At 45.2% G+C, this 22,119-nt stretch carries 16 protein-coding genes; 8 read left to right on the top strand and 8 right to left on the bottom strand.

Features of this window, described 5'->3' with window-relative positions; translation table 11 throughout:
• Window positions 1-30: 30 nt before the first annotated feature.
• The 4 genes from xdhC to BS617_RS08400 form a co-directional block, all read right to left on the bottom strand.
• Entirely contained in the window at window positions 31-870 is an 840-nt protein-coding gene (gene xdhC, locus BS617_RS08415) for a xanthine dehydrogenase accessory protein XdhC (RefSeq protein ID WP_075172387.1), read from the bottom strand.
• The gene (gene xdhB / locus BS617_RS08410; protein ID WP_075172386.1) at window positions 867-3,257 is read right to left on the bottom strand and encodes a xanthine dehydrogenase molybdopterin binding subunit; all 2,391 of its coding nucleotides are present in this window, start codon (window positions 3,255-3,257) and stop codon (window positions 867-869) included. Before xdhB ends, xdhC begins: the two co-directional genes overlap by 4 nt.
• Window positions 3,254-4,801: a xanthine dehydrogenase small subunit gene (gene xdhA / locus BS617_RS08405; protein ID WP_075172385.1), complete on the bottom strand. Its 1,548-nt coding sequence runs from the start codon at window positions 4,799-4,801 to the stop codon at window positions 3,254-3,256. Before xdhA ends, xdhB begins: the two co-directional genes overlap by 4 nt.
• Window positions 4,802-4,965: 164 nt before the next feature.
• Window positions 4,966-6,402 carry an aminotransferase-like domain-containing protein gene (locus tag BS617_RS08400; RefSeq protein ID WP_075172384.1) on the bottom strand — a complete coding sequence of 479 codons (1,437 nt, stop codon included), beginning with the start codon at window positions 6,400-6,402 and terminating at the stop codon, window positions 4,966-4,968.
• Between the two features lie 182 nt (window positions 6,403-6,584).
• Between BS617_RS08400 and BS617_RS08395 the strand changes: the two genes are divergently transcribed.
• From BS617_RS08395 to BS617_RS08375, 5 genes are all read left to right on the top strand, one after another.
• Entirely contained in the window at window positions 6,585-6,755 is a 171-nt protein-coding gene (locus BS617_RS08395; protein ID WP_075172383.1) for a DUF1127 domain-containing protein, read from the top strand.
• 62 nt (window positions 6,756-6,817) lie between these two features.
• A complete protein-coding gene (locus tag BS617_RS08390) occupies window positions 6,818-7,726 on the top strand; it encodes a PhzF family phenazine biosynthesis protein (protein ID WP_075172382.1) in 909 nt (302 codons plus the stop codon).
• Between the two features lie 87 nt (window positions 7,727-7,813).
• Entirely contained in the window at window positions 7,814-8,413 is a 600-nt protein-coding gene (locus BS617_RS08385) for a CBS domain-containing protein (protein ID WP_075172381.1), read from the top strand.
• 131 nt (window positions 8,414-8,544) lie between these two features.
• The gene (locus tag BS617_RS08380; protein WP_139303145.1) at window positions 8,545-9,702 is read left to right on the top strand and encodes a type III PLP-dependent enzyme; all 1,158 of its coding nucleotides are present in this window, start codon (window positions 8,545-8,547) and stop codon (window positions 9,700-9,702) included.
• A gap of 191 nt (window positions 9,703-9,893) precedes the next feature.
• Entirely contained in the window at window positions 9,894-12,365 is a 2,472-nt protein-coding gene (locus tag BS617_RS08375; protein WP_075172379.1) for a putative bifunctional diguanylate cyclase/phosphodiesterase, read from the top strand.
• A 57-nt stretch (window positions 12,366-12,422) separates the two neighbouring features.
• Here BS617_RS08375 and BS617_RS08370 read toward each other — a convergent pair whose 3' ends face one another.
• The 3 genes from BS617_RS08370 to BS617_RS08360 form a co-directional block, all read right to left on the bottom strand.
• Window positions 12,423-15,089 (bottom strand): bifunctional diguanylate cyclase/phosphodiesterase, encoded by a 2,667-nt coding sequence (locus BS617_RS08370; protein WP_075172378.1) that lies wholly within the window; start codon window positions 15,087-15,089, stop codon window positions 12,423-12,425.
• Window positions 15,090-15,337: 248 nt separating this feature from the next.
• On the bottom strand, window positions 15,338-17,182 hold the full coding sequence (gene nadN / locus BS617_RS08365) for an NAD nucleotidase (RefSeq protein ID WP_075172377.1): 1,845 nt from the start codon (window positions 17,180-17,182) through the stop codon (window positions 15,338-15,340).
• 108 nt (window positions 17,183-17,290) lie between these two features.
• The gene (locus BS617_RS08360; protein WP_075172376.1) at window positions 17,291-18,778 is read right to left on the bottom strand and encodes an alanine/glycine:cation symporter family protein; all 1,488 of its coding nucleotides are present in this window, start codon (window positions 18,776-18,778) and stop codon (window positions 17,291-17,293) included.
• A gap of 354 nt (window positions 18,779-19,132) precedes the next feature.
• Between BS617_RS08360 and BS617_RS08355 the strand changes: the two genes are divergently transcribed.
• Together BS617_RS08355 and BS617_RS08350 are read left to right on the top strand one after the other, a co-directional pair.
• Complete coding sequence (locus BS617_RS08355; protein ID WP_075172375.1) at window positions 19,133-19,792, top strand: HAD-IA family hydrolase; 660 nt, start codon at window positions 19,133-19,135, stop codon at window positions 19,790-19,792.
• Window positions 19,789-20,811 carry a S49 family peptidase gene (locus BS617_RS08350; RefSeq protein WP_075172374.1) on the top strand — a complete coding sequence of 341 codons (1,023 nt, stop codon included), beginning with the start codon at window positions 19,789-19,791 and terminating at the stop codon, window positions 20,809-20,811. Before BS617_RS08355 ends, BS617_RS08350 begins: the two co-directional genes overlap by 4 nt.
• Window positions 20,812-20,885: 74 nt before the next feature.
• Here the strand turns inward: BS617_RS08350 and BS617_RS08345 are convergent, their stop codons facing one another.
• Window positions 20,886-21,464, bottom strand: coding sequence for a Maf family protein (locus BS617_RS08345; protein WP_075172373.1), 579 nt, complete (start codon window positions 21,462-21,464; stop codon window positions 20,886-20,888).
• Window positions 21,465-21,586: 122 nt separating this feature from the next.
• Here BS617_RS08345 and BS617_RS08340 point away from each other — a divergent pair, with 122 nt between their 5' ends.
• Window positions 21,587-22,108 carry a YceD family protein gene (locus BS617_RS08340; protein ID WP_075172372.1) on the top strand — a complete coding sequence of 174 codons (522 nt, stop codon included), beginning with the start codon at window positions 21,587-21,589 and terminating at the stop codon, window positions 22,106-22,108.
• The last annotated feature ends 11 nt before the right edge of the window (window positions 22,109-22,119 follow it).

Raw genomic sequence — 22,119 nt, 5'->3', positions numbered from 1 at the left:
TAGTTCGCTAAAGGAATAGTAGAAATCCACTTAGCCAAGGTGGTGTATTTCGGCGTGGCTGGAGGTGTTTTGTGTGCCTTGTTTGCACGCAGTAGCCACCTGTTGTTGATAGGTCTGAATCAAGTGGGCGGCAACGGATACGGCAATTTCCCCGGGTAGTTTGCCGCTAATGCTTGTTAATCCAATCGGGCAAGTTAACTGCATAATCTCTTGTTCTGTAAAGCCTTTGTGGCGCAATCGGTGTTCGCATTTTCGCCGTTTTGTGTCTGATCCGATCATACCCAGATGCAGCGCGTCTTTGCGAGCTAGCACAGTCTCAACAATAGCTTGGTCGAGTTGATGGTTGTGTGTCATTACCAGCACGTAACTGTTTGGAGGTAGATCTTGCACGTCATCAGTCAGTTGCTCACTAATAATGGGCTGAGTGTTGGAGGGTATAATTGACGGGAATTCGTGTTCACGAGAGTCTATCCACCTTACTTGGCAAGGCAGGTGCCCGATAATAGGCACTAGCGCTTTAGCTACATGACCTGCACCAAAAATGGCGACTGTTAGCGCGGGCGGGTTGATCGGTTCGAATAGCAACGTGATCGCGCCTCCACAGCATTGGCCTAGCGAAGCGCCTAAAGCAAAATGTTCTATCTGCGACCGCTGTGCACGATTCGCTAAAAGCAAACGAGCATGTTTAATTGCTTTGTGTTCTAAGTGCCCACCGCCAATCGTATCGTAGCACTGCTCTGTGGTGACAATCATTTTAGCCCCAGCTTCTCGTGGCGTTGACCCTTTATGTTCTGCCACCGTAACTAAAACCGCTGATTCGCCGGCGGCCGTGATTGTTGCTAGTTGCTGGATCCAGCTCGTCGATGTCATGCCTTACCACCGGCCGTGGCTTGTTGGTTGGCAGATTGCTCATGACGCAGCTTGTTGATGCCCATCAGGATGCGTTCTGGTGTTGCTGGTGCATCGATAGAAGGGTGAATCGTATAATCCGCTAAACTTGCTACAGCGTCTTTTAATGCACACCAAACAGATATTCCTAACATGAAGGGGGGTTCGCCAACGGCTTTGGAGTGGAAGACGGTATCTTCAGGGTTTTTCCGATTTTCTACCAGTTTTACATTAAAAATAGGAGGGGTATCGGCAATGGCGGGGATCTTGTAGCTGGCTGGTCCGCTCGTCATTAGCTTTCCTTGGTCGTTCCAGACAAGTTCTTCTGTGGTCAGCCAGCCCATACCTTGAATGAAACCACCCTCAACCTGCCCTATGTCTATAGCGGGGTTTAATGAGGCTCCTACGTCATGAAGGATATCAGTGCGTACAACACGGTACTCGCCAGTTAGCGTATCGATAACGACTTCGCTGCAGGCAGCGCCATATGCAAAGTAGTAAAAGGGGCGACCAGCGGCTTTGTCACGGTCATAGTAAATTTTGGGTGTTTTGTAATAGCCAGTGCTCGATAACGATATTTGCCCAACATAGGCTAGGGCAATGAGCTCATCAAAACTAATAATCTGCTCGCCTGCTTTAACATGGTTATTGTTAAATGAGACCGCTGTTTCGTCACAGTTAAAATGCAAAGCGGCAAAGCTGATGAGCCGCTGTTTTATAGTCGTTGCTGCGGCTTCGGCCGCCTTACCGTTGAGGTCTGTCCCGGAGGAGGCCGCCGTTGGTGATGTGTTAGGTACTTTTCCTGTATTGGTTGCCGTGATTTGAATACGCTTAAGGTCCACCTGGAATACTTCGGCGACGATTTGCGCCACCTTCGTGTTTAGGCCTTGCCCCATTTCAGTCCCACCGTGGTTAAGGTGGATACTGCCGTCGGTGTAGATGTGCACTAGAGCGCCTGCTTGGTTAAGGAAGCTACTCGTAAACGAAATGCCAAACTTAACGGGCGTCAGGGCTATCCCTTTCTTCATTAACCGGTTACGGCTGTTAAATTCTTTAATGTGTTCGCGTCGTTGTTGATAATCGCAACTGTGCTCCAGCTCGTTGATCATCTCGTCGAGCAGGTTGTCTTCTACCGTTTGGTGATAGTGGGTAATGTTGCGCGCGGTTTTTCCATAAAAGTTGCGCTTGCGGATCGTCAGAGGGTCTGTTTTTAGGTGGTGTGCTATGGCATCCATTATTTCTTCGATGACGACCATACCCTGCGGGCCTCCAAAGCCTCTAAAGGCCGTGTTTGAGGCGAGGTTTGTTTTGCAGCGATGTCCTGTAATTACAGCATTGCCAAGAAAATATGCGTTATCCGCATGAAACATGGCGCGGTCGACGATAGCGCCTGATAAATCAGGTGAGTATCCGCAATTACCGGCTAGCTCAATATCAATGCCTTGGATGATGCCAGAATCATCAAAACCCACTGTGTAGCGGCTATAAAATGGGTGCCGTTTACCCGTCATGGTCATATCTTCATGGCGCGGCAGGCGCATTTTAACTGGTCGACCTGTTTTTAAAGCGGCTACGGCACATAGGCAGGCGAGTGACGCAGATTGTGTTTCTTTACCTCCAAACCCGCCTCCCATTCGGCGCATATCAACAACTACTTTATTCATAGGCACGCCAATAACCTCGGCTACCAGTTTTTGCACTTCTGTCGGGTTTTGGGTTGAGCTGTATACGATCATCCCACCGTCTTCCGTCGGCATAACGCTGGCGACTTGTGACTCTAAATAAAAGTGCTCTTGCCCGCCGATATGCAATTCGCCTGACAGCGTATGAGTGGCGTCACTGAGGGCTGCTTGTGCATCGCCAATCCTGTGTTCATGGCTTTCTTGAACAAAGTGTTTTTTAGCTAGCGCTTCTTCAACATCAATAATAGCGTCCAGAGGCTTGTACTCGATCAATGCGGCTTTAGCGGCTGTACGAGCAATCTCCAAGCTAGTGGCAGCAACAGCAATAACGGGTTGGCCTAAAAACTCGACTTTGCCGTCCGCTAATAAAGGATCTCCGGGAAATACTGGGCCTATATCTAATTGGCCGGGCACATCTTTCGCCGTTAATACACAAGCAACACCGGGTTGGTAGCAACCGGATAAATCCATGTGGGTGATCTCAGCATGGGCGTGAGGGCTCATTAGCGCATAGATGTGCAATTGGTTTGTAAAGCCAAGCCGATCATCAACGTAGGTGGCTTCGCCTGTGACATGGCGTTCGGCGCTTTCATGAGGGATTTTTTTGCCGACACCGGTTTTTAAATCCTGCTTAAAGCGCTCCAGCATGGCTTCGTGCGATAACGTTGGCGTTGGTGTATGGCTCATGATGCATCTCCTTGGGCTGAGGCGGTTGTCCCGACATCAATAGCTAAATCATAGGGCGCTAAAAGCGATGCATCTGTAATACGTGTGCTGGCCACTGTTTGGTCGGTGCTGTGGGTGGACTCTATCCAGCACTTTTCAAGTAAGTTTTGGGCAATGAGTAGTCGGTATTGGGCGCTCGCACGAAAATCACTCAGCGGCGTAAAGTCATCAAGCAGGAGGTCTTTCGCGGCTAATACGTTCGCTTCATTCCATTCTTTACCCAGTAAAAATGCTTCTGTAATCTGAGCCCGTTTGGGGGTTGCAGCCATTCCACCAAAAGCTAAACGACAATCGACAATGACATTCTGGGAGTTGCAAACAATTCTAAAGGCGCCTAGTACAGCAGAGATATCGTCGTCTAAACGCTTAGAAATTTTATAAATTTTGTAAATAGCCTGTGGCGGTTGTGGCGGAATGTGAATAGATTCTATGTATTCTCCGCTGGCTAGTGCCGTTACTTTGTAATCGACAAAGAAGTCTTCAAGGTTGATTGTACGGGAGCCACTGGCTGATCGAAGTGTTAGGGAGGCGTCAGCGGCGATCAAAGCGGGTGGGGAGTCTCCTATTGGAGAAGCATTGGCTATGTTTCCGCCAAGGGTCCCTTGATTGCGAATTTGCAGAGAGGCAAATCGATTAAGTAGTTCGGCAAAGTCTGGCAAGTGTTGCTTTAGTGCGTTTGCGCTGTTTGATAACGTAGCGGCAGCGCCAATGACGAGCGTACCGTTTGCCCAACGAATGTGTTGTAGCTCCGCTATTGAGCCTACATAAATAATAGTGCTGAGTGCTTCGTGAAACTGTGTGATCGAGAGGCTTAAGTCCGTTCCGCCGGCTAATAGGTTGGCTTCTGGATAAAGGTTTAATAATTCACATAGTTGCTGGGTGCTGGTGGGCGAAAAAGCACGGTGTGTTCCATCAGAGAGAGAATGTTGCTCGGTGGGCTTAATGCTCAGCAGATCTTCGGCCGTTCGAGCACTATTACGCGAAAACTGATCGGTGTTGGATAAGGTTGATAAGGCTTTGGCTGCGTTAAATATAGGTTGGTAACCTGTACAGCGGCATAAATTACCGCCTAGTGCGAGTTCAGTGGCATGACGATTATAAGGGGTGTCTGCAGCCGCGTTCTTGTAGTGAGCAAATAGAGACATGACAATGCCAGGTGTACAGAAACCGCATTGAGAACCGTGCTCATCAACCATGGCTTGTTGAACGGGGTGTAATTGCTCGTTATGTTTAAGGTTTTCGACGGTGATAAGCTGCTTACCATCTAATGCGGGTAGTAATGTAAGACAGCTATTGATGGTTGTGTAAATGAGTGGCGGCGTTGACTCGTGGTTGTTCGGGTTGAGCTCTGCTAGCACCACTGTACATGCGCCGCAATCGCCAGAAGCGCATCCTTCTTTTGTTCCTGTTTTGCCAAGCGTAAGCCGCAAGTAATCGAGTACGGTTGTGTTGGGATCTACATCGTTGAGTGTATGAACTTGCCCGTCTAATAAAAACCGTATCACGTTTTCCCCCTGAGAGCGCTGATGGCATCTGATTTTGTCATATTAGAATATTAATTTTCTGACTTTTGAGTCAAGTTTTATTCGTCGACATGTCGCTAATCAGTAAATTTAGCAATCAATATGCCAGCTTTGCTTTTTTAATCAGTTATCAGGTTTTCGGGAGCTTACTGGACTGTTTGTTTTTCTTTAATCATGGCTTTGGCCAATAAACCTAGCTGTTCAACGGCTTTGTCGGAGCGTTCGTCACCGCGTTGGGCAAAGTTGAGTCGCATACAGTTCCTGTATTTTCCGCTAGCAGAGAACAGTGTGCCTGGAGCAATGCTGGTGTTAAACAACTCGGCCCGCTTATTCATTTCAACCGTATCGATATCCCCTGGTAGCTCAACCCATAAAACAAAACCGCCGAGTGGGTAACTCATACGCGTGCCGTCAGGGAAGTGCTCTGTAATGAGGCGTATTAAGTAATCACGGTTGTTCTGATACTGCTGGCGCATTTTGCGTATGTGGCGTTCGTAGCCACCTTGTGCAATAAACTCTGCAATGCCTAATTGAGCTTGTGTCGATGTACTTGCCGTGACAACGTACTTCATATGCATTACTTGGTTGAGGTAGCGACCGGGAGCGACCCAGCCAACACGTAAGCCCGGCGCGAGTGTCTTTGAAAAGGATGAGCAGTACAGGACACGACCTTCTTCGTCCATCGATTTAATAGAAGGAGGGCGCGGCGATTGATAGGCAAGGTCGCCATAAATATCATCTTCAATGATCGCTAGATCATAAGGTTTAGTGAGTGCCAACAGCTTTCTCTTGTGCTCGGTTGGCATGGTGTAGCCCAGCGGATTGTTGCAAGTTGGCGTTATTTGTAAAGCTTTGATGGGCCATTGTTCGAGTGCCAGCTCTAAAGCTTCTAGGCTGATGCCTGTCTCAGGATGTGTGGGGATTTCTAGTGCTTTTAAGCCTAGTGCTTTGATGATCTGTAACGACCCATAAAAATTAGGTGAATCCACTGCAATGATATCACCGGGTTTACAAAGCGCGAGCAAGCTTGAGGAAAGCGCTTCTTGGCAGCCGTTAGTGATAACTAGATCGTCGGGATGTAATTGGCAACCAGAATCCACCATTAATCGGGCAATTTGAAGCCGTAGCTTGTCAGAGCCTCGTAGTGTTTCATAAGAGAGCAAATCGCGCGTGGGTAGTTGTCGGTTAATATCGGCGAGTAATTTGGTTAACGGTTTAATGGACGGGGCGTCTAGGTCGGGTATCGCTCGGCTTAATTGGATGCTGTCGGGTTGATAATTTGCACATAACAGGTTTAAAACCTCCTGCCAGTGAGTAACTTCTAATGGCCGTTGAGAAGGGCGAGTGATATTAGGGAGATTAAGCGGCGTGTTCTGCCTATCCAGCACGTAATAGCCTGATTTTGGGCGTGACTCAGCCCACCCTTGATCTTCAAGTAACCGATAAGCCTCTTGCGCGGTTGAAATGCTGACCGAATGAGATTGGCTAAGCTCTCGTATAGAAGGAAGTTTGTCACCTACTAGGAAATAGCCTTTTTCAATACGCTCGCTGATCTGTAGAGCAGTTTGTTCATAGAGTTTCACGTGCAGTTACCTTTTTGCGTCGGTTTTCCATAGTGCAGTGACAGATTCACGTTTTTTTAGCAGTACAGATCAGTTTTTGTTTATCTGTACTGTTTTTAAAAAATTGTATTTGGATCTGTAATGGTTTCAGTTTACTCCGTAATCTATACACATCGCAACGAGAAAACATACGGAGGTTTCTTATGGTTATTATAGGGTTGGTTAAACGTGTAGTAGACGAATGTCTTCGGCTACTCAATCGTCAGAGAACACGTCGACAATTGTTATTACTCGATCAAACATCTTTAAAAGACATAGGGTTGAGTCGAAGTGATGCATTAAAAGAGGGGACTAAACCTATGTGGCGCAGCTAATAAAACGTCAGAATAAAGGTAGACAGGAACCGTTCATCGAAACACCAGTAGGGAGCAAAAGCATGCAGTCATTAACGTACTACACTTTAGATGTATTCACTCACACTCAATTTGGTGGGAACCCCTTAGCCGTTTTTACTGATGCTGTAAATTTGCCTACCCACGTAATGCAACAAATAGCTAAAGAACTCAATTTGTCAGAAACCGTTTTCTTAGGTGAAAAGTCATCCATTACCAACCGCTGGCCTGTTCGCATCTTTACCCCCGATCGTGAATTGCCGTTTGCCGGTCATCCTACAATAGGGACGGCATGTCTGTTACGTGAGTTGAGTTGGTTAGATATGTCGAGCCCGCTCGTGCTAGATGAGGGTGTAGGCCCTGTACCTATAGAATTTGAGCCTATTGAACATGGCGGCTACATTGCGCGTTTCCAATGCGCCGTTGATCCCATAGTTGAGGCGTCTAAATATGATCAGCATCAGGCTGCAGCTTTGTTGTCATTAGATGAACAGACAATTGCAGATCTACCCTATATTGCTGACTGCGGTATCCCTTTTTTAATGATTCCGTTAACGCACCCAAAAGATGTTGAAAATGCTGTTTTTAATTTCAATTTTTGGGCTGATCACCTAAAAGGTGAAAGAGTTGAAGATGTCTGTATTTATGCGGTCTGTAGCGATAAAAATGATGTAAAAATGCGCATGTTTGCGCCAGCATCAGGTATTGCAGAAGACCCCGCCACGGGCAGTGCTGCGGCCGCATTATCGGGAGCCTTAGCGCTACGTGAAGAGCAGAAAACGGGGCAAAGAAAAAGCCATAATCGAATGATATATCAAGGGACGGAAATCGGGCGGCCAAGTTATATCGGAACTTTCGTGAAGCCCCTTGAGTCTAGTGGTTACAGGGTTGAGGTGTTTGGGCAATCACTATTGGTTTCTCAAGGTACTTTTTACTTACAAAGCACAGTCTAATGGCCCATTTAGATTTTAGATTGCGACTGGCAGGTTTTAGGGAGCACGCCTCAATTTTTTTAACTCAGTCCCCTAAGGAGGCCGGCGATGTTAAAAGATTTTCGCCAAGTTCGTTTGCAAGATATCGCTGATGTTTCAGAAGTTGTTACCCCAAAAATTGTCAGTGAACAAATTACATTAGCAAGCCCCGCAGAAAAAGTTATGACCGACTTTAATAGGGTTATGCCAATTACCGCATCAAAAAATATGCAAGTTGATCACGCATTACAGTTGATGAAAACTCAACATGTGCGCTTATTGTTGGCTACTAATGATCAAGGCGAGTTTGTGGGTATTATCACAGCACGTGAGATTTTAGGCCGCAACGTTATGGCTTACATGAAAAGTAATGACATTCCTCGAGAAGATGTTTTGATCAAACACGTGATGATTGCTAAATCCCGCCTAAAGGCTTTAACCATGGAGCAAGCACGACAGGTTAAAATTGGTGATGTAATGGAAACCCTTAAAGGTTCTGGTGAGCAGCATGTATTAGTGGTTGATAATGCCACGAGTACTAAAAAGATCTGCGGTATCGTATCAGCCAGCGATATTTCTCGCCAGCTGAAGGTTGGCTTTGATGTACTTTACGAAGCTAAATCGTTTGCTGATATCGAACAAATTGTGACACACGGTCGAACCATTTAGATAGGAACAGGTCTTTGTGGTCAGGCTGCTTTTGATCTATACTCCGCAGCCAATTGAAAGCTCGTAATGTTACCCATTACGGGCTTTTTTATTAATTGTTTTACTGAAAGATAGATGAGGTTGATTCAATAGTGAATGCTCGTGATCAAATAGCTCCAGCGTTTTGGAAAAGCGTAAAACACTTAGCCGAGACTAAAGAGGCTCCTTTTCTGGTAGTTGATTTACAAACTATCCAGCAAAAATATCTAGAGTTGGTCAAAGGTTTTGATTACGCCAGTATTTACTATGCCGTCAAGGCGAATCCCGCACCAGAAGTGGTAGGGTTGCTAGCAAGCTTAGGGGCTAACTTTGATATTGCGTCAATTTACGAGCTGGATCGAGTGCTTCAATTTGACGTTGAACCCCATCGTATAAGCTACGGAAACACCATTAAAAAACGCAAAGATATAGCCTACTTTTACGAGCGCGGCATACGTCTGTTTGCGACAGATTCTGAAGCCGATTTGCGTAACATTGCTGAGTTTGCTCCGGGGTCTCGTGTGTATATACGTATCTTAACGGAAGGTGCTGAGGGGGCGGACTGGCCGTTGTCCCGCAAGTTCGGGTGCAGCCCAGAAATGGCTATTGAATTAGCAGTATTAGCAAGGGATCTGGGCTTACAGCCCTACGGAGTCTCATTCCATGTAGGCTCCCAACAGCGCGAAATAGATACGTGGGATGGGGCAATAGCCAAAGTCAAAGTTGTGTTTGAGCGTTTATTTACTGAGCATGGCATAGCTTTGAAGATGATCAATATGGGAGGCGGATTTCCAGCGCAATATCTCCAAAAGAACAATGATATATCGGTATATTTGGAAGAGATTTCTCGCTTCTTAACCGAAGATTTCCCAGAAGAAGTTCCCGAAGTGATTCTAGAGCCAGGCCGTTCGCTTGTCGGAGACTCAGGTGTAATGGTCTCTGAAGTCGTTCTTATTTCACGGAAATCGTCAACGGCATTAGAGCGTTGGGTTTACACCGACGTGGGTAAGTTTAATGGGTTGATTGAAACCTTAGACGAATCAATAAAGTACCAAGTGCTTACTGATAAAGCAGGTGAGACAGAAGAAGTAGTGATAGCCGGTCCAACATGCGATAGCATGGACATCATGTATGAAAATCACAAGTATGCATTACCCTTGTCACTAGAAATCGGTGATAAGCTTTATTGGATGTCTACTGGTGCCTATACAAGCAGTTATTGTGCCGTTGAATTTAACGGCTTCCCGCCGCTACGTACTTACTTTATCTAGTGGTTAGGCCATTGATCAATAAAACATAACCCATGTATGTTTTATTGATCATGGCCAGTAAAAAGTACTATTAATGTGGAAGGATCAGGAAAACTGAGTATTATTTAAAGTACAGATAGGCGGAAATTTAAGATAGGTTTGGAATTTTGAAAAAGTACGCAGGCTATTTTCTAATTTGGGTGGAATGATAGATGAGTACTGTAAAATCGACGTTACCAAGCAAAGATTCAATAGAAATCATTTTCTTTATATCAGGGTATTATCAACCTGAAGCTGGTATTTTTTCTGTCGATGCTGACTCAGACCCATTTTTAGGCTTTATTCCTAATCAGTGGCAGCAACCTCACTTCATTGACAGCTTAATTCATCCTGATGACATGCAAAGCTGGTCTCAACTCACCGCGCAAGGCTCAGAATCTGGCACTAAGGGTTCCCGAGTTCTTCGGATAAAAGATGCCAGTGCTCAATATTGCTTGGTCACTTTGCAGTTGACTTGCGAAGTGCCTTCAAACCCCCGTTTATTATTATCTATCCAGTCTTTTCCTAAAATGGAGCAGGCTATTCGGTACAGTCTCTCTGAAAATTCACCTGTGCTAGTTTCAGAGCAAGCCAATCATTATTTGAATATTGTTGGTGTCATTATTTTTACGCTTGATAAAGCAGGTTGCATCACATTGTTAAATCGATTTGCCTGTCGTTTGTTGGGGGTAACGCACCAAGAAGCGATCGGCCTAAATTGGTTTGATTGCTTCATTCCAGAGGCCGATAGAGATGCTGCCCGCTTAGCGTTTTCAAATTTAATGAAAGGGGAACACGCGCCTAATCAAGAGGTTGAGCGCCCTATTGTGAACAGTAGAGGGGAAACCCGCTTAATTCGCTGGTATAACCAAGTGCTCACGACGGCTGAAGGTGATCGGTACGGCATTTTATCATCAGGGACTGACATTACTGAGCAGCGACAATCAGAGCAGGCGTTGGCAAAAGCGGAAGAGCGATCTCGTTTATTACTCGAAAATAGTAAAGAAGGTATTTTTGGGATCGATTTAGATGGGCTTATTACCTTTATCAACCCAGCGGCAATCAATATGCTGGGCTTTTCGTTTGATGAACTCATCCTGCAAGATGGACATGCTCTTTTTCATCATTCAGACCGTTTAGGTCGCAAAATTAGTGCTGATGAGTGCATGATGCTAAGCGCAGCTAGAGATGACCATAGTTATCGCGTGGATTCTGATGTGTTATGGCGCAAAGATGGAAGCTGCTTTCCTGTAGAGTACTGGAGCTCTCCGATTAAACAACAGGATATGATTATAGGATCTGTTGTTACTTTCCATGATATTACTCACCGCAAGCAGGCTGAAGAGCAGATTCGCTACTTGGCGTTTCATGATGCACTGACGGGGCTGCCTAACCGTCGATTATTCCAGGATCGGTTTGAACACGAGTTGTTATTAAATCGCCGTTCTGGCCATATTTGTGCGTTGCACATGATGGACATCGATCACTTTAAAGAGATTAACGATACTCGTGGGCATCCAGTCGGTGATGCGCTTTTAGTGGAAGTTTCCCGCCGAATATCTAAATTGCTGCGTGCCGAAGATACCTTTGCACGTTTGGGAGGTGATGAATTTGCTATTTTGCAAAGTGATGTTCGTGACCCTGTAGATGTTGCGGCAATGGCGGAGAAAATTATTCAGTGTTTCTCAGTTGTCTTTGAGCTCAATAGCCATGTCATTAAAACCTCAATTAGTTCGGGGGTTGTTGTTTGCGATAAAGACTTATCGGTCGATGAATGGATCTCCAGAGGAGATATCGCACTCTATCGAGCAAAAGAGAACGGTCGCTCGTGTTATGCATTTTATCAAAGCGAAATGACCGATTTGGTAAAGAGGGATGCCGAGCTGGCTCACCTGCTAGGGAGCGCGCAAATCCGCCAGCAGCTTTACGTCGAATATCAGCCGCAGTACTCATGCCGGACGCGAGCCTTAGAAGGCGGGGAAGCGCTTTTGCGCTGGCGTCATCCTGAGCAAAAAATAATTAGTCCCCAAGTGTTTATTGCCATCGCAGAAAAGCGTGGAATGATCGATGACATCGGCTTATGGGTGGCGCAGCAAGTGTGCAATGATGCGTCTCGATGGTTCTCGAACCAACTCGAATTTGGTCGCATATCGTTTAATTTATCGCCTGTCCAGTTGCGCAGCGAAGAGGGCATGAAAGCATTGCTGCAACAAGTTGACGAGAGCAAGGTGCCGCTGAGCTGTTTTGAAATAGAAATTACTGAATCGGCTTATATGGATGCATCGCCGCAGACATTAGCATTACTTGACTCCTATGTATCTGAAGGGATGGGGCTTGCTATCGATGATTTTGGTACGGGGTATTCTTCTTTGGTGGCTTTGCGTAAGTTAAGTGTTAGCCGCTTGAAAATAGACCAAAGCTTCGTAAAGGATATGTTGCTCGATCCCAATGAGGCGCTGATTGTCAGTGCAACGGTATCCTTAGGCCATGCATTGGGCTTGAATGTTGTCGCTGAGGGAGTAGAAACCGAAGAGCAATTAGAGAAATTATGCTCGCTTGGCTGTGATTCTGCACAAGGTTATTACTTGAATCGCCCTATGTCAGCCGAGTGCTTTGAATCCTTGTTACAACAAAAAAAGCAATAACCCTTGTCATTTGGTAAGCCTTCAACGTTGTTTGAATATCCTTTGTATCATTTCGTTTTACAAAGACGATTTTGTGGGCAATGACTGCGAAAACCACTGAATAAACTCGTCAGGTGGAATAGGTCTGCATATATGAAACCCTTGTGCATGTTCGCAGTTCAACGCTGAAAGCGCATCAAGCGTGTCTTGGTTCTCCACACCTTCTGCAATTACGGTTAGTCCGAAACTGTGTGCCAAGCCAATGGTAGAATGGACTATCGCTGCATCTTGCTCATCTTGGAGCATATCGTCTACAAAGCTGCGGTCAATTTTTAAGGTTTGTATGGGCAAACGTTTTAGGTAGCTCAAGGATGAGTAGCCGGTACCAAAATCATCTATCGCCATCGAAATACCCAATTGATTAATATCATTCACTACTGATTCGGCCCGGCCCGGGTCAGATATAAAAGCGCTTTCGGTGATTTCTATTTCTAGCCACTTACTCTCAACGTTATTTTGTTCGAGTAGCGTTTCAATTGTGTCAGGCAGCGATAAATCTACAAGGTTGCGGGCTGATAAATTAATAGCAACAGGGATGTTTATATTGACGGATTGCCAAATCTTTATTTGTTGTATGGCATGTTCGATTACCCAATGACTTAACGCGTGTATTGTTTCGCTCATCTCCGCTAAATGGATAAACTCATCGGGTGGCACTCGCCCTAATTCGGGATGGTTCCAGCGAATTAGGGCTTCGCATCCAACACATAGCCCTGTTTTTACTTCGATACGGGGTTGGAAAAAAAGTGTTAATTGGTTCGTACGAATTGCATTGCCAAGTTCTGCCATCATTTTGAGGCGGCGAGGGCTGTGCGAGTCAAGAGAGTTGTCGTACATAGTAAAGCTTTGTGATTGTCGTTTCGCGCTGTACATGGCGACATCAGAACAGCGTAATAGCTCGTGAATATTACTGCCATGTGTGGGGTAAATAGCGATGCCGATGCTTCCCGCTAATTCCAGTAAAATACCCTCCGCTTCTATAGGTTGTCGAATGCAGTCGCTGAGCCGTTGTGCAAGACTGTAAGCTTGCTGAAGTGAGTTAAGCGATGAATATAGAATCGCAAACTCGTCGCCGCCAAGACGGTACAAAGTGGCATTATATTGTTGCAAAACGTCTTGTAGTTGGGTTGCAAGGGCTTTGAGTAATAGGTCACCAGTATGATGTCCTAAGGTGTCGTTGATTTCTTTAAAGCGGTCAAGATCTAGAAGCATTAATGATGTGAGTTGCTGATCTGATTCGCTTGCTTGTATTTGAGTTTTAGCATCTTCATGCAGTTGCGTGCGATTTGGCAGCCCCGTTAACGAGTCATGATTGGCCCGGTGCTCCAGCTTTTTTTGATAAGTAATTAGGTCTCTTTCCGTTTTTTTCCATGCCGTTAAGTCATAGGCAATACCTAAATAGCCCACCACTTTGCGGTCATTGTCTTTGAGCACGGTGATGGAGAGCATAACGGGTATTTCAGTACCGTTCTTATGTAGGTATGTCCACTCTTGATCGTCAGAGTATTGAGTGAGCGTGACTGGGTCCCGTAGTGAGAATGAGGATAATTTAGCGTTCAGGTTGGGTGCTCTGGTGCTGACTTCTTCTTTTTTGAGTAAGCTTGTTACATGCATGCGGTTGATAACTTCCGTATGCTGATAGCCTAGTAATTGTTCAGCGGCTGGGTTGAATGATTGTATGATGCCATCTGTATCGGTAGAAATGATGGCGTATTTAGCGCCGGCCACAATGGCTTTTTGTAAGGTGTTAAGCTCTATAATGCGTTGTTCTGCGTTATGAAAGGCGTCCACGTCATGTATGGTGCCTATGAGGTGAGCTTGTCCATTTAATTCCACACAAGAGAGTTTTACGCGTGTAAAAAAAGGTGTGCCGTCTAGCCGTGTATGAAGCCAATCATAGATAGGGTGTTTTCCTGATAAGGCCTCGTGTATGTGATGTTGAGCTTTAATAAAAGAGTCGGCGCCATCCGCTTGGTGGGGAGGAGAATAAAAAGCAGGGTGCTTACCTAAAATATCATGCCGTTGGCAACCAAACATTTCTAATGCCGTTTCGTTACAGTCAATCACTGTATTATTACGGGATATAAATACGGCATCTGCACATTGATTAAAAAGTATTTTATAACGCAATTCGTTGTCTTTCATCGCGTAATACATATACAGCTGTGCGGCTAAATCGGCGGCTGACGCTGCAAAGTTTTTTTCGTCTTCGCTCCAATGGCGTTGAGGGCCAATGTGTTCAAAACATACATCTCCCTCAATGATCCCTTTATTATTAATAGCCGCATCCAAAATAGAAGTGATACCCATGGGCATAAGGTAGTCAGCGGCGAGTTCCTGAGTTCTGGTATCTTGGTGCGCATCGTGCGCATCCACGACTCGTGAACTTTTAATAGCATTAAAATAGATAGGGAGGTCGAGGATAGAAAGGGACTTGCCAGTTTGGTAGCTTTGTAGTTCTGCGTTGTACATTTGAGCGCAGGAAATTTTATTATGCTCAGTAAATTGCCAAATGCTGCAGCGAGATACTTGCATACAAAGTGCGCAGTGCTTAACAACTGTTTTTAATGCATGGTCGAGCCCGTCAGACCATAAAGAGCGATTTTGAACTAAATCTATGTAGGCCCGCTCTAGCGTCGTAGGGCTGCTAGTTTTAGCGGCGTGTGATTCAAACTCCTTGTCCATAACTAGGTTCACTCTTTTCTTTATTGTACCGAGTTTGAGAACTGATCCTAGTCCTTAGGATGCAGGCGCTTTATTAAAGTATTTCTCTGAGAGGTCCCCTTATAAACATACCTAGCAATTTGTGATAAGGCTAATTTAGGGGTGAAATGTCAGGTAGATTAATTTTGTAAGAAAGGGTGACGATCAAGAATAAGCCTAGCTTATTTTTTGAGTTTTTAAAAATAAGCTAGGCTGTTTGTGGCTAGAAATTATTGAAGATTGCCGTCGGTATCATAAAACATTTGCGTGCTGTATTCGCTACTAGGTAGCTTGCTGATACTGCCTTGCTCTTCGACATAATCAACAAACGATTGAGCGTAGTCTAAGAAGGTATCGACAACGCGTCCTTGTGCGGAAATAACGCCAAATGTATCGTAACCATCGCGACCTTGGGCAATATAGTTATTGGTGACAACGGTGTAAGTTTCCGTTTCATCTATAGCACGCCACACGGCCTCGTCTTTAAGCTTCACTTGCACATTGGTAAAGCGGTTCCCTTTCGTTTGAGAACTATCGACATCCCAACGTAAGCCGGATGCATAAGGGTAGGCACCAGTAGATCCGTCGGGGGACAATGCGTAGTCATAAGCATCTTCAAGGACAGCAATGATTTCTGCGCCGGTCATGCTTAGTTCGGACAGTGTATTGGCAAATGGTAATAAAGTGTAAGCATCACCGATGGTAATGTCACCCATGGCGATATCAGTGCGAACACCACCGGCATTCTGGATGGCGATGTCAGACGTAATACTCATTGTTTTGAAGGCCAGTGCAACAAGGTTAGAAATATCGCTACCTTGAGACTGCGTTTCGCTAGTGGAACAAAGAGTGCTCTGTCCCTGACCTGGTATGCGTTCTAAACATAGGTCGTCATTCGAACTGCCAATCACCGTTGTTTTAAGTACGTCGACTTGCTCAGAATAGCCTTCCAGGATAGTAGCGGATGTCGCGTCTTCTTCAACGATATCGAGTACAGGAGATGCTTCAATACTGGATTCGATAGCAGCAAGCTCGTTGCCAGTTACGCTTACAGAATCACCATTAATGTCGTCGCGCGAAAACTCGTTGCCGAGTAATAAATGCGGCTGCCCAGTACAGGATTCGATATTACCTTCGTTGTTAAATTCAACGTTGAGCTCGCCAACAACATAGGAGTACTGCCATGCTTGAACAACACATACCGGGTTGCCATCTTTGTTGGTAACCTGGGTAGGGTATGGGCCTGCTGGGTTTAAACCAAAGTCTTCAAATTCGTTACCCAGTAAGGTGTGAGAGTCGCCGCCTACAATAACGTCTACGTCTGTAAGGTTAGCCGCTAATGTTAAATCATTTTCGTATTGATAATGAGTTAACAAAATAATCTGATTAATCCCTTGTTCTTTAAGTTCGTCAATGTAGCTCTGAGCGGTAGCGGTTTCGTCTAAAAACTCGGTTGTAGCATCAGGGCTTGATGAATTCTTCGTTTTAGAAGCAATGTCTAACCCGATGATGCCTACTTTTTGATCTCCGTAGCTTTTGATGAGGTAGGGCTGAATGTAATCAGTTGAGGTGTTTTGTGCTAAAGGTGAAACACCGACCTCGGGAACTACGTTGGCGCCCAATACAGTGGTATTGCAGTTACCGCTATTTAGGTCGTCAAGAAAAGAGACAAGACCGCTGTCCCCGTCATCAAATTCGTGATTGCCCAGTTCAAAAGCATCGAAACAGACTTGATTCATGAGTGCAGCGTCAGCTTCACCTTTAAATAGGGTGTAATACAAGTCGCCAGTAATTGCGTCGCCAGCATGAAGTTTTAACACTGGATCGCTGCTGTTGCTGAGTTGATTAATCATGCTCACAACACGTGGGAATCCACCAAGTGTTACGTCGGTTTCTACACCGTCGATCGTCAAAGAAGCTGACTCGCTTTGTAGGTGTGAATGGTGATCATTGATATGGACGACTCGCAGTGACAATGTGGATTCATCGTCCTTGCTGTTGTTGCAGCCTGTTAAAGCAGCCATTGTGACAGCAAGTGCTATAGGTGCGAGGCGAGGGTGACGATAAAAGCTCATAAATCTATTCTTCCCTAATGATTTTTTAAAAAGGAAAATAGTAACGAGCTTTTATTACAAGTATTCGAGCTTGATAGCACCTAACGTGCTATCAAGTGTGGTTGGTGCTTATTTGTTTTTGTTAAAACGTTTTTCCCAGAAATCTGCACCTTCAATATCGAGAGATTTAGGGTCGAAGGTGTATTCATCTTTACCTTCTTTACGCTGCTTCTCATAATCAATAAGTGCTTTAAGCGCGGGTTTAGCCATAAAGAAAATAACTAAAATACCAACGATGTTTAGCCAAGCCATCAAGCCAACGCCCACGTCACCGAGTCCCCACGCGAGGTTCGCTGTTTTAATTGCGCCGTAAAAAGTTGAGGCAAGTAGAGCTACTTTTAGTAAGAAATCAAACCCGGGTAATTTAAGCGTGCGCTTTAGGTAAGCAAGGTTCGTTTCAGCTATATAGTAGTACGCTAAAATAGTGGTAAATGAGAAGAAGAACAGCGCGAGTGCTACAAATGGCTCGCCGACACCCGGTAGAACGGTCTCAACAGCGGCCTGAGTGAAGGCGGGGCTGTTTGCTGCCAGTGTGGCTGGTAGGTTCTGAATAATGAACGTGTCCCCAATGCCATGTACGTTATAAGCACCCGTGATCAGAATCATGAAGGCCGTTGCTGAGCATACAAATAGAGTATCAATGTAAACAGAAAAGGCTTGAACAAGACCTTGTTGCGCGGGGTGTTGTACTTCGGCAGCGGCTGCTGCGTGAGGACCTGTACCTTGTCCTGCTTCGTTAGAGTATACGCCGCGTTTTACGCCCCAACCAATGGCCGCACCAAATCCAGCTTGTGGAGTAAAAGCATCCGCTAAGATCATACCAATAACGCCCGGTAGCTGATCTATGTTTAACGCCACGACCGAACAAGCGATAACGATATAGGCTAATGCCATAAAAGGTACAACAATTTGAGTAAAGCTGGCGATGCGCTTCACTCCACCAAAAATGATAAACGTGAGAATTAATACAATCGCGACAGCCGTCATGATTTTAGTAACGCTCAGGTCTCCCATCGAGGTGCTTATCGTGCCGCCTGCACCAAAAGCGATCTCGGCAGCATTACCGATACTGTTAGACTGGATACCAGGAAGCAGCAACCCACAGGCGGTAATAGTGGCAATCGCGAAAATCCAAGCAAACCATTTCTGCCCCATCGCTTTCTCGAAGTAAAAAGCTGGACCACCACGGTATTGGCCTTCGTGCTCTTCTTTATAGAGTTGGCCTAATGTTGATTCGATATAAGCGGTAGCGGCGCCCAAAAATGCCACAACCCACATCCAAAAAATAGCACCAGGGCCACCAAAACCAATTGCCGCTGCGACACCGGCAATATTCCCGGTACCAACGCGTCCAGACAATGAAACCGCTAACGCCTGAAATGATGAAATACCTTTGGCTGAGCTAGATCCTGAAAATAATAAACGCCACATTTCGCCAAACATACGTACTTGCACAAAGCGTGTAAGTACGGAGTAAAAAAGCCCGGTGCCAAGACACAAATAAATCAGTGCTGGGCTCCAGATGATGCTGTTTAGGCCATCAACTATCGCTTGCATAATATTTCTCCGATCAATTAATAAGTCAGGGAGGCCCCCTGAACATAAAAGAGCAAATTCTATAGAGATTGCGCAAGTGAAATTTACTGTTATGTTTAAAAAAATCGAGATGAAACGCCGGTTTAATAGCTTAAGCAGGAAAAAGTTATGTTTTTGGTGTGTTTTAACGCTATTTAACAATCTCATACGGTTGAATAAACGATTATTAACATCATTTTATGTGTAAGCTCCTAATCAATCGCTAGCATTGCATTCTATCGGGTGGGGTGCTTATATCCGCTACTATTTAATTTTGGAAGCTTGCCGCAATTGTTTTGTTTTTTGCCTTGCTCAGCGGCTATTTAAGGAAAATAGATGTATTCATTACTGATTTTTGATTGGGACGGCACAATTATTGATTCAACCGGTCGAATTATTTCTAGCATGCAGTCAGCGGCATTAGAGGTTGGGCTGGATAAACCATCAGAAGATACGGTTCGGGAAATAATTGGCTTGGGTTTGCCTGAAGCTTTGCAAGCAATGTTTCCAGCAATTACCCCGCGCGAATCAGATTTAATGCGTGAAAGGTATGCTTATCATTATATAGAAGGTGACAGTACACCAACGGCGCTTTTTCCTTATGTCCGGGAAACGCTGGAGAACTTGCGTGCCAAGGGGTACCGGCTTGCGGTGGCTACCGGCAAAAATCGGCGGGGCCTAGACCGTGTGTTGGCCCAAACGGAATTAGGTCATTTATTTGAAATAACGCGCTGTGCTGATGAGACAACCTCTAAACCCGACCCACATATGCTGCACGAGATTTTAGAGCAGACGGGAGTTGCTCCAGAGGCGGCGATCATGGTTGGGGATACCGAGTTCGATATGGATATGGGGCGACGAGCAGGGGTTGGGCGAATCGCTGTGAGTTATGGAGCGCATCATATAGATCGTTTATATCAATACGATCCTCTATTATCTATGCACCATTTTAATGAATTAGAACATTGGCTTACTAAAAAAGGAGATCTCGCGTGAGCGAAAGCGACAACCATTGGGGCGAAACACGACCAGAGGCTTTGCAGGCTCAATTAGATAAGGCGTCTGCAAAGAGCGAAGGTAAAGAATGGAAGCTCATAGAGAAGCTACTTAACGGATTATTTGTCGAACAGCGTAGAGCTCGCCGCTGGGGAATCTTTTTTAAAGCATTAACATTCCTCTATTTATTTGGGTTGCTCATTATGTTTTGGATGGGCCCTAGCATTTCATCAGACTTGGCAAAAGAGAGTGAAGAACATACGGCCGTAATCGATATTAACGGCCCAATATCTGCCAGTGAAGAAGCAAATGCCGATAGTATTGCATGGTCTTTGCGTAAGGCGTTTGAAAATGAACACTCAAAAGCCGTTGTTTTACGTATTAATAGTCCTGGTGGTAGTCCAGTACAGTCGGGTTATGTATACGATGAAGTTAAGCGTTTACGTGCGCTACATCCTGAAAAACCGCTTTACGCTGTGATAATGGATATTGGGGCATCAGGAGCCTACTACATAGCGGCCTCCGCTGATGAAATTTATGCCGATAAGGCTAGTTTGGTCGGGTCAATCGGGGTTATTTCTAGTAGCTTTGGTTTTGTTGATTTGATGGATAAAGTAGGCGTTGAGCGTCGAGCGCTCACAGCGGGCAGCAATAAAGGCTTTTTAGATCCATTTAGCCCATTGAAGGAAAGTGACAAAGCGTTTTGGCAAACGGTATTAGACACCACGCATCAGCAGTTTATTGATCAGGTTAAAAAAGGCAGGGGAGATAAACTAGTCAACGACCCGGACTTGTTTTCTGGTTTGGTGTGGACAGGTGAGCAAGCGCTAGAAAAAGGACTGGTTGATGGTTTAGGCAGTACTGGCTATGTCGCGCGTGAAGTGGTGGGAGTCGATAACATCGTTAACTATTCGCCTAGAATGAGCCCGTTAGATGAAGTCATTGATCGTTTTGGTATTTCGTTTGGCGAGGCAATTGCTAATTCATTAGGTCTGCGCCAATCCTATCAGTTACATTAAGTGTTAAATAAAAGGTGCGCCTCATAAAGTTGAGTGCGCACCTTTATTGTTAAAAAGTTCTCCCGTGCGCCGCTTTATAATACAGAGAATTGATTTTGTTCTAGGAAGCTAATTAGCTTAATTAGTGGTAAGCCAATAAGCGTATTTGGGTCATCACCTTCCAGTTTTGAAAAAAGTGCGATGCCTAGCCCTTCGCATTTAAAGCTGCCTGCACAGTTCAGTGGCTGCTCCTTTTCGATATAGGCTCTTATTTGCTCATCGGTTAATGTACGAAAATGCACAGTAAACGGAATAGCCTCGCTGAGCATGGTTTGCTGGTCTGCATTAAATACCGCTAAGCCTGTATAGAACGTTATTCGTTGGCCGCTAGAGGCTTTCAGCTGGTCGAAAGCTTTTTCTGAGGTATGTGGCTTCCCTAAAATTTGATTGTTTAGGCTGGCGGCTTGATCAGAGCCTATAATTAAGCCATGAGGAAACTGTTCAGCTACGGCAAGTGCTTTTTCTTCGGCCAGTCGTTTTACCAAATCTGGTATAGACTCTCCAGGTTTTGCTGACTCGTCAATATCAGGACTTGAATGGGTGTAATTCAAGCCTAATTTGTCGAGGATTTCACGTCTGTAAGGTGAACTAGAGGCTAAAATCAGTGATTGCATGAATCTTTTCCTTAAAGACTTATCTATTGCGTCGTGAAAGCGTAAAATACACTCGATTTTTTTATGAATCTACCTTGATTCCCTTTGACAGGAGGGGCCTTGAGCCCTAGAATTGCGCGCTTATGTCGTACGGTAACTTACCGAAAATAATTGACCCGCGAAAGCTAGCTGAGCGGGGAATACGGTTAACTGGCCAATCCAGTGTTGAGAAGATGCCTAATTTTGCGTCTTCTTTATGCAAACATGATGATCCCATTACTGTGGATCTTCAGTTTGATTTGGATGAACTAAGGATCCGTACCATCTCAGGCAATGCTTTTGGTAAAGTTCATATGACTTGCCAACGTTGCTTGGAGCCGGTCGAAGTCGATGTCCAGGCAGAGTTTAATCTGGCTATCGCGTTTAATGAGGAGAAGGCAAAGCAACTGCCTCGCTATTACGACTCATTAATCGTTGAGGACGAAGAGATCGAACTGTTGCAAATAGTTGAAGAAGAGCTAATTCTCAGTCTGCCTATTGTTCCATACCATGCAGATTGTAGTGTTCAGACCTCCTTTGGCGACGAGGACATGACTGAAGAATCGGTCATCGAAAAAACGAACCCGTTTAGTGTGCTGGCTCAGTTAAAAGCCGGCAAGAAATGATTTAGGAGTTA

This window comes from Neptunomonas phycophila (assembly GCF_001922575.1).
Taxonomy (GTDB): Bacteria; Pseudomonadota; Gammaproteobacteria; order Pseudomonadales; family Balneatricaceae; genus Neptunomonas; species Neptunomonas phycophila.
This window is presented reverse-complemented; position numbering and strand designations above follow the sequence as displayed.